Origin of the sequence: Bradyrhizobium sp. DOA1 (assembly GCF_001593325.1) — a bacterium.
Lineage (GTDB): Bacteria > Pseudomonadota > Alphaproteobacteria > Rhizobiales > Xanthobacteraceae > Bradyrhizobium.
Genome location: NZ_JXJM01000001.1, coordinates 6,702,468 through 6,710,593, shown reverse-complemented (window position 1 = coordinate 6,710,593; position 8,126 = coordinate 6,702,468). Strand labels below are relative to the sequence as shown.

General features: G+C 66.5%; 9 protein-coding genes. 4 read left to right on the top strand and 5 right to left on the bottom strand.

From position 1 onward, the window contains the following. Positions 1 to 390: 390 nt before the first annotated feature. Positions 391 to 1,266 (top strand): diaminopimelate epimerase, encoded by an 876-nt coding sequence (gene dapF / locus SE91_RS31040; RefSeq protein ID WP_061850362.1) that lies wholly within the window; start codon positions 391 to 393, stop codon positions 1,264 to 1,266. Beyond that, positions 1,266 to 2,519, top strand: coding sequence for a tRNA (N(6)-L-threonylcarbamoyladenosine(37)-C(2))-methylthiotransferase MtaB (gene mtaB / locus SE91_RS31035; protein WP_061850361.1), 1,254 nt, complete (start codon positions 1,266 to 1,268; stop codon positions 2,517 to 2,519). The genes dapF and mtaB overlap by 1 nt, the downstream gene beginning before the upstream one ends. Positions 2,520 to 2,565: 46 nt before the next feature. On the opposite strand, the gene SE91_RS31030 is transcribed toward mtaB, so the two are convergent. Both SE91_RS31030 and SE91_RS31025 read right to left on the bottom strand, forming a co-directional pair. Further along, positions 2,566 to 3,675, bottom strand: coding sequence for a DUF2336 domain-containing protein (locus tag SE91_RS31030; protein ID WP_061850360.1), 1,110 nt, complete (start codon positions 3,673 to 3,675; stop codon positions 2,566 to 2,568). A 254-nt stretch (positions 3,676 to 3,929) separates the two neighbouring features. Continuing rightward, positions 3,930 to 4,631 carry an RluA family pseudouridine synthase gene (locus tag SE91_RS31025; protein ID WP_061851418.1) on the bottom strand — a complete coding sequence of 234 codons (702 nt, stop codon included), beginning with the start codon at positions 4,629 to 4,631 and terminating at the stop codon, positions 3,930 to 3,932. A 47-nt stretch (positions 4,632 to 4,678) separates the two neighbouring features. Here SE91_RS31025 and ftsY point away from each other — a divergent pair, with 47 nt between their 5' ends. Beyond that, the gene (gene ftsY, locus SE91_RS31020) at positions 4,679 to 5,620 is read left to right on the top strand and encodes a signal recognition particle-docking protein FtsY (protein ID WP_061850359.1); all 942 of its coding nucleotides are present in this window, start codon (positions 4,679 to 4,681) and stop codon (positions 5,618 to 5,620) included. A 122-nt stretch (positions 5,621 to 5,742) separates the two neighbouring features. Continuing rightward, positions 5,743 to 6,345: a septation protein A gene (locus SE91_RS31015; RefSeq protein WP_061850358.1), complete on the top strand. Its 603-nt coding sequence runs from the start codon at positions 5,743 to 5,745 to the stop codon at positions 6,343 to 6,345. Between the two features lie 127 nt (positions 6,346 to 6,472). On the opposite strand, the gene SE91_RS31010 is transcribed toward SE91_RS31015, so the two are convergent. The 3 genes from SE91_RS31010 to SE91_RS31000 are packed head-to-tail and all read right to left on the bottom strand — an operon-like array spanning position 6,473 to position 8,044. Then, positions 6,473 to 7,066 carry a DsbE family thiol:disulfide interchange protein gene (locus SE91_RS31010; RefSeq protein WP_061850357.1) on the bottom strand — a complete coding sequence of 198 codons (594 nt, stop codon included), beginning with the start codon at positions 7,064 to 7,066 and terminating at the stop codon, positions 6,473 to 6,475. Between the two features lie 10 nt (positions 7,067 to 7,076). Beyond that, positions 7,077 to 7,262, bottom strand: coding sequence for a heme exporter protein CcmD (ccmD, locus tag SE91_RS31005; protein ID WP_082813877.1), 186 nt, complete (start codon positions 7,260 to 7,262; stop codon positions 7,077 to 7,079). Beyond that, positions 7,259 to 8,044 carry a heme ABC transporter permease gene (locus SE91_RS31000; protein ID WP_061850355.1) on the bottom strand — a complete coding sequence of 262 codons (786 nt, stop codon included), beginning with the start codon at positions 8,042 to 8,044 and terminating at the stop codon, positions 7,259 to 7,261. Before SE91_RS31000 ends, ccmD begins: the two co-directional genes overlap by 4 nt. Positions 8,045 to 8,126: the final 82 nt, after the last annotated feature.

Here is an 8,126-nt window from a genome sequence, read left to right as displayed (position 1 = left end):
AGCCGACGGAGCCGGCGAGGGGCTGGCCGACGCGGCGGGCGCCGGGCTCGGAGTTTGGGCCCGGGCGGCGGATAGACCCAGCGATATGGCCGCTGCCGGGATCAGCGCGGCCAGAGCGAGACGACGAAACCTGATCATTCTGTTCTCCCCACCCTGGGTATCAAGTCCCTGGGCATCAAGACCTTGCCCACCAAGGCCGAACTCCCGTTAGCGCCCGGTCGCGCGCCCCGGTTCGCGCCAACGGCGCCGTTCTAACACGCGAGCGCCGAATTCGTCCCATGACAGATGCGTCATGGCAGGCACCTTGGCCGATGTCCCGGCTCGGGCGGCAAATCACTGGCCAAGCCGGCAAGGATCGCCATATAAGGCAGGCGAAATTCGGGAATTTTCATGAGCGCGCTGGCCAACCACGCATTTGCCAAGATGAACGGCATCGGCAACGAGATCGTCGTTGTCGACATGCGCGATTCCGCGGGCCGGGTGACGGCGGAAGACGCCCGCGCGGTGGCGTCCGCGAACGGCGGCGTGGCTTACGACCAGCTCATGGTGCTGCAGAAGCCGCGGCTCGACGGCACCGAAGCCTTCATCCGCATCTACAACAATGACGGCTCCGAAGCCGGCGCTTGCGGCAACGGCATGCGCTGCGTCGTGCGCCGCATCTTCGAGAAGAGCGGCCAGACCACGGCCACGTTCGAGACGGCGGCTGGCCTGCTCAATGCCTGGCAGGGCCCGGCGCCGGATCTCTACACCGTCGACATGGGTGCACCGAAATTCGGCTGGCAGGACATTCCGCTGGCGGAGGAGTTTCGCGACACCCGCTACATCGAGTTGCAGATCGGGCCGATCGACAATCCGATCCTGCATTCGCCCTCCGTCGTGAGCATGGGCAATCCGCACGCGGTGTTCTGGGTCGACGACGTCAACGCCTATGATCTCGGGCGCTTTGGTCCGCTCCTGGAAAATCATCCGATCTTCCCCGAACGCGCCAACATCACGCTCGCCCATATCGTCGATCGCGACCACGTCACGATCCGCACCTGGGAGCGCGGCGCCGGCCTCACCAAGGCCTGCGGCTCGGCAGCCTGTGCCACTGCGGTCGCCGCGGCGCGGCTGAAGCGTACCGAGCGCAAGGTCGAGATCACGCTGCCCGGCGGCAAGCTCGGCATCGAATGGCGCGAGCGCGACGATCACGTGCTGATGACGGGCACTGCGAGCTTCGAATATGAGGGCAAATTCGATCCGGCGCTGTTCGCGCAGGCCCGGTAATGCCTGTCGACGTCGTCACCTTCGGCTGCCGCCTCAATGCCTTCGAGGCCGAGGTGATCCGCCGTGAGGCGGAGGGCGCGGGCCTCTCCGACACCATTGTCATCAACAGCTGCGCCGTCACCAACGAGGCGGTGGCGCAGGCGCGCCAGTCGATCCGCAAATTGAAGCGCGAGCGGCCCGCTGCGCGCATCGTCGTCACCGGCTGCGCGGCGCAGACGCAAAGCGCCATGTTCGCCGAGATGGACGAGGTCGATCGCGTCGTGGGCAATGACGACAAGATGCGCGGCGAGGCCTGGCGCGATGCCCGGAGCGCCTTCGATCTCGGCGCCAGCGAGAAGATTGCCGTCAGCGACATCATGGCCGTGAAGGAGATGGCGCCGCATCTGATCGATGGCTTTGCGGCAGGCCTGCCGCGGGTGTTCGTCCAGGTGCAGAACGGCTGCGATCATCGCTGCACCTTCTGCATCATCCCCTACGGCCGCGGCAATTCACGCTCGGTGCCGATGGGCGCCGTCGTCGAGCAGGTGCGAACACTGGCTGCGCGCGGCCATGCCGAGATCGTGCTCACTGGCGTCGACCTCACCAGCTACGGCGCAGACCTGCCAAGCGCGCCCAAGCTCGGCATGTTGACCAAGCAGATTCTGCGGCACGTTCCGGAGCTGAAGCGGTTGCGCATCTCCTCGATCGATTCGATCGAGGCGGATGACGATCTCTTGGATGCCATCGGCGGCGATGCACGGCTGATGCCGCACCTGCATCTGTCGCTGCAGTCAGGCGACGACATGATCCTGAAGCGCATGAAGCGGCGGCATTCGCGGCGCGATGCGATCGCGTTCTGCGATCAGGTCCGCCGCCTGCGTCCGGACGTCGTCTTCGGCGCCGACATCATCGCGGGCTTCCCGACCGAGACGGAGGGGATGTTCGCGCGCTCGCTCGACCTCGTCGAGGAATGCGGCCTCACCTTCCTGCATGTCTTCCCTTACTCTCCGCGCCCCGGCACGCCGGCCGCGCGGATGCCGCAGGTTGCGGGCGGCGCGATCAAGGACCGTGCGCGACGGCTGCGCGCGGCCGGTGAAGCGGCCTTGCGGCAGCGCCTGCAAGCCGAGGTCGGTGCGGTACGCGATGTGCTGATCGAAAGCGAAGGGCAGGGCCGCACCGAGCATTATCTGCCGGTGGCGATCGCGGGCGAGCGTGTGGGCAGCGTGGTGCCGGCGAGGATTGCCGGTCATGATGGTGAGCGGCTGAGCACGTAATCAGCTGTCATCCCACAACGCCAGCAGCTCCGCTCCAAAATGGGCCCTACGACGCCCTGACCTGCCAGAACCGCAGCGTTCGCTTTGCATTCTCCGCCGTCATTCTTGCGTAGTTTCCTTGCGCCCGCGCGAGGTCTGCCGGCTTCATCGCGCCGGTAGCAAAGCGGCTTTCGAGCACGGTGGCGGTCGTCTCCCAGCTGAGCTGCGCGGCCTTGCACGGCACCAACAGGCCGTCGTCGCGCAGGCTCTGCATCAGCGGACGAATGACTTCGACCGTTGATCCGGACAGCGCTGCAAGGGCGGCTGCGGTTTCCTCGTAGCGCCGCTGTCTGGCGAAGCCGAGCAGCGTCGCCTCGTTGAGCTGGCCGGCGGCCTTGAGGCCGGCAATGGCGCGCTTGGCGCCTTCGAAATCGCGCACGGCGGACATCTCGCGCTCGACGCCGACGGTGGCGGCGGCGATCGCGCTCTGGATTTCCTCGAACAGATGCGCCGGGGCGCGCGACAGCAGGCGGGTGCGCACGGCGTCCGTCGCCGAACGCAGCAATTGGCGGCGCAGCTCCGAGGGCAGATCGACGCGAACGCCGACGCTGACTGCGAGCTCCGGATCGCTCTCGGCCTGTCCGACGATGGCGGCGAACCCCTTGCCGGAGACGCGCGCGCCGGGATTGGCCGCAAGCCGCCGGCTGACGCTGGGATAGCGGCGCGCCAGCAGCGCGTCGGTGACGATCTCCTTCAGCCACCAGCGGCCGGCGATCGCGAGCAGATGCAGCTCGCCCTTGGATGATGCGATCTGCACCAGTTCGCCATCGTCGAGCCGCGCGGATTCCTGCAGCACCGGACCGGCGATGCGGATCTCATCGTTGCTGGCGAGGCGGCGGATCACGGAGGGCGGCGCCTGCGCGATCGGCGCGAGCTGGGCGCTGATCTCGGCGAGCGCGACGCGGGCGCCGATGTCGGCGATGGCGCGCAGCTCGATGGTGCCGATCAGGCGCTCGAGCACGTCGTCGAACAGCGCGATCTGCTCGTCGTCGAAGCTGCCGGCGGAAGACAGGAACAGCTCGGTGACGCGCCGCGCGGTTTCCAGGCCTTTTTCCGGCGAGCCGATCCGAATCGCGGATTCGACTTCGTCGATGATCGATAGCTCGGCATTGGACATTAGGCGCTGCTCGTCCTGAGCGGTTAGGAAGCTTGTTCTAAGCAACCGCTATCATTAGAGGCGAGCGCTGAAGGTTTGGTAAAGCATGCCCGGAAGGAGAGCACCGAGCCTCATCCTGAGGAGCCCGCCAACGGGTCCGCGCAAAGCGCGGCCCGATGACAGGCTCCGCGGGCGTCTCGAAGGATGGCCACGGGCGAGGGCCTTCATGGTTCGAGACGGCCGCTACGCGGCCTCCCCACCATGAGGGTCGGACACTACTCCCCGTTCCACCCGCAGGCCCTGAGCTTCTCGTGCATGTGGGACGGGGCCGGCGCGACGACTCGCACCGGCTCCTTGTTCCGGGAAATCGGCACCACGATCTCGCGGGAATGCAGATGCAGCTTCGGTTCGCCGAAACGCGGGCCGTTGCCGTAAATGTTATCGCCGAAGATCGGCCAGCCGGTCGCGGCCGAATGCACCCGCAATTGGTGGGTCCGGCCGGTGACGGGTTCCATGGCGAGCCAGGTCAGGCCCTCGCCCCGGCCCATCACCTTCCAATTGGTGACCGCCTTTTGCCCCTCCGGGTCCGGCTTCTGCCACCAGCCGCGCTCGGCATTGAGCCGACCGAGCGGCATGTCGATGGTGCCTTCATTCCCGGCAGGCCCGCCCTCGACCACGGTCCAATAGGTCTTGCCGATCTTGCCGTGCTTGAACAGGAGCCCGAGCGAGGCCGTCGCCTTGCGATGGCGGCCGAGCACGAGGCAGCCGGAGGTGTCCTTGTCGAGCCGGTGGGCCAGCACCGGTGGCCGCGGCAGGCCGAAGCGGAGCGCGTCGAAGGAGTCCTCCAGATTGGGGCCGCCCTTGGGACCGCGATGCACCGGCAGGCCGGCCGGCTTGTTGATGACCAGCATCAAGCCGTCGCGATGGAGCACGCGCGACAAAATTTCCTCGGCGGTCAATTCGGGAACATCGAGCAATTGCAAGACTTTCGTTTAATCGCCGGAACGGCTAACACACCCCCGCTATGAACGATACCTCCGAGACCCCCAAGCTGAGCTGGTGGCGCCGCCTGTCCAACGGGCTGAAGCGTACCTCGTCCTCGCTCGGCACCGCGGTCGCCGACCTCGTCACCAAGCGCAAGCTCGATCGCGCCATGCTCGACGACATCGAGGACGTGCTGCTGCGCGCCGATCTCGGCACCTCGGTCGCGGTGCGGATCGCCGACGCCGTGGGCACGGGGCGCTACGACAAGGCGATCTCGGCGGACGAGGTCAAGGACGTGGTCGCGACCGAGGTCGAGAAGGTGCTGGCGCCGGTGGCGAAGCCGCTCGTGATCGACACCGCCAAGAAGCCGTTCGTGATCCTCGTGGTCGGCGTCAACGGCTCCGGCAAGACCACCACCATCGGCAAGCTCTCGCAAAAATTCGCATCCGAAGGCCGCAAGGTGATGCTCGCCGCCGGCGACACGTTTCGCGCAGCGGCGATCGAGCAGCTCAAGGTCTGGGGCGAGCGCACCAAGACGCCCGTCATTGCCGGCGCGCAAGGATCGGATTCGGCGAGCCTGGCTTTCAACGCGCTCACCGCGGCGAAGGAGCAGAACACCGACTTGCTGCTGATCGACACCGCCGGCCGCTTGCAGAACAAGGCCGAGCTGATGAACGAGCTCGAAAAGGTCGTGCGCGTCATCCGCAAGGTGGACGCCACCGCGCCGCATGCGGTGCTGCTGGTGCTGGATGCCACCGTCGGCCAGAACGCACTGTCGCAGGTCGAGGCCTTCCATCGCACCGCCGGCGTCACCGGCCTGGTGATGACCAAGCTCGACGGCACCGCGCGCGGCGGCATCCTGGTGGCGCTGGCGGAGAAATTTAAACTGCCGGTGCATTTCATCGGCGTCGGCGAAGGCGTCGACGATCTCGCGCCCTTCACCGCGCGCGATTTCGCCCGCGCCATCGCCGGAATCGAATAGCGTCATCCTTCGAGACGCCGCTTGCGCGGCTCCTCAGGATGAGGTCGTGCCACACATGAGGTCCTCATCCTGAGGAGACCGCGGAGCGGTCGTCTCGAAGGATGGGAGAGACGGAAGAGAGAATGGACAAGACCCAGCCGCATCCGCTGTTCAAGCTCGCGACCGAGCTCGGTCCGCTGCTCGTGTTCTTCTTTGTGAACGCGAAGTTCAACCTGTTCGCCGCCACCGGCGCCTTCATGGTGGCGATCGCGGTCGCGATGGCCGCCTCCTACATGGTGACGCGCCACATCCCGGTGATGGCGATCGTGACCGGCGTGATCGTGCTGGTGTTCGGCACGCTGACGCTGGTGCTGCACGACGAGACCTTCATCAAGGTCAAGCCGACCATCATCTACAGCCTGTTCGCCGTGATCCTCGGCGGCGGCCTCTTGTTCGGCCGCTCCTTCATCGCCGTGATGTTCGACCAGGTGTTCAACCTGACGCCGCAGGGCTGGCGCATCCTCACGCTGCGTTGGGCGCTGTTCTTCGCCGGCATGGCCGTCTTGAACGAGATCATCTGGCGCACCCAGAGCACGGATTTCTGGGTGAACTTCAAGGTCTTCGGCGTGCTGCCGCTGACCGCCATCTTCGGCATGATCCAGATGCCGCTGATCAAGCGCTATCATCTCGAGCCGGCGTCGCTGGAGGCGAGCGAGGCCGAGGCGGGAGATGTGAGCAAGGGGTAGTCGGTCTCGTGTCCCGGACGCGCGAAGCGCGAGCCGGGACCCAGGCTCTCTCCACAACCGTCATATGGGCCCCGGCTTTGCAGCGCACCGCTGAAGAGGCGCTGCGCTGAGTCGGGCACGCGACCGTTTACGACCCTGCCTTCAGCGCCTTCTCCAGCTCTGGCATCAGCACCGTCTTGAGATTTTGCGGCGTGACCGGGCCGACCAGCTTGTAGACGATGGTGCCCTCGCGCCCGACGACGAAGGTCTCGGGCACGCCGTAGACGCCCCATTCGATCGAGGCGCGGCCGTTGGCGTCGACGCCGACGTGGCTGAACGGGTTGCCGTAGCGCCCGAGGAAGCGCCGCGCGTTGTCGGAGGCGTCCTTGTAGTTGATGCCGACGAGCTGGAAGCGCTTGTCCTTGGCCAGCTCGGTCAGGAGCGGCGCCTCGTCATGACACGGCACGCACCAGGACGCCCAGACGTTGACGAGGCTGACCTTGCCTTTGAACGCGGCGGGATCGAGCCCTGGCACCGGCGCATTGTCGGCCTGCAATCCCTCGAGCGGCGGCAGCAGCGTTTGCGGGGCTGGCCGTCCGATCAGCGCGGACGGAATCCGCGAGGGATCGCCGCTGCCGAGCCTAAACCAGAACAGCAGCGCAAGGCCGACGAAGGCGATCAGCGGCAGCGCCATCAGGAAGGTGCGGCGCTGCGGCGACGCCGAGGTCGATTGATCGCTCATGATCGATCTCTCACGGCCGATCCATCGCGCTGCGGCCCGAGCGGCGCGTGACGCCGCTGCGGTCGAGTTCGCGCAGGCGCGCCGCCAGGCTGCGATGGTCGAGCACGACCCAGCCGATCAGGATCGCGATCACGACGGCTGCCGCGGCATAGGACGTCACGATGAAGGAGGCATAGGGACCGAGCGACATGGTCAGGCGGCTCCGACTTCGTTCGAGGCATTTTCTGAACGCGAACCGGCTTCGCTCGAAAACGCGATGCGGCTCGCCTGCATCATTTGCAGCGAGCGCACCCGGCGCCGCAGGATCTCGTTACGCATCGCCGCCAGGTGCAGCGTAACGAACAGCAGCGTGAAGGCGATCGCCATCACCAGCAGCGGAATCAGGAACGATTTGTCCAGCGCCGAGCCGCCCATGCGCATCACCGACGCCGGCTGGTGCAGCGTGTTCCACCAATCGACGGAGAACTTGATGATGGGCAAATTGATCGCGCCGACCAGGGTCAGCACGGCGGCGGCGCGCGCCGCGCGGGAGGGATCGTCGACCGCGCGCCACAGCGCCATCAGGCCGAGATACATCAGGAACAGGATCAGCACCGAGGTCAGGCGCGCGTCCCATTCCCAATAGGTGCCCCACATCGGCCGGCCCCACAGCGAGCCCGTTAGCAGCGCGAGGAAGGTGAAGGCGGCGCCGATCGGAGCTGCCGCTTTCGCGGCGACGTCGGCGAGCGGATGCCGCCATACCAGCGTGCCCAGGGAGGCGATGCTCATCACGCCCCACACGAACATCGCGAGCCAGGCATTGGGCACGTGGACAAACATGATCTTGACGGTCGCGCCCTGCTGATAGTCGTCGGGCGCGAGCGCGGCCTGGTAGAGGCCGATCGCGAGCAGGATGACGGTCGCGGCCGCAAGCCACGGCAGCACCCGCGCCGTCAGCGTAAGGAACCGCGTGGGGTTGGCAAGGTCGATCAGCGACATGGTACCCTGATAATCACCTGGGAGCGCTCAGGCAATCAGCACGAAAGCGCGCAGCGAAAGTTGATCCGGGTCAAGGTCGGTC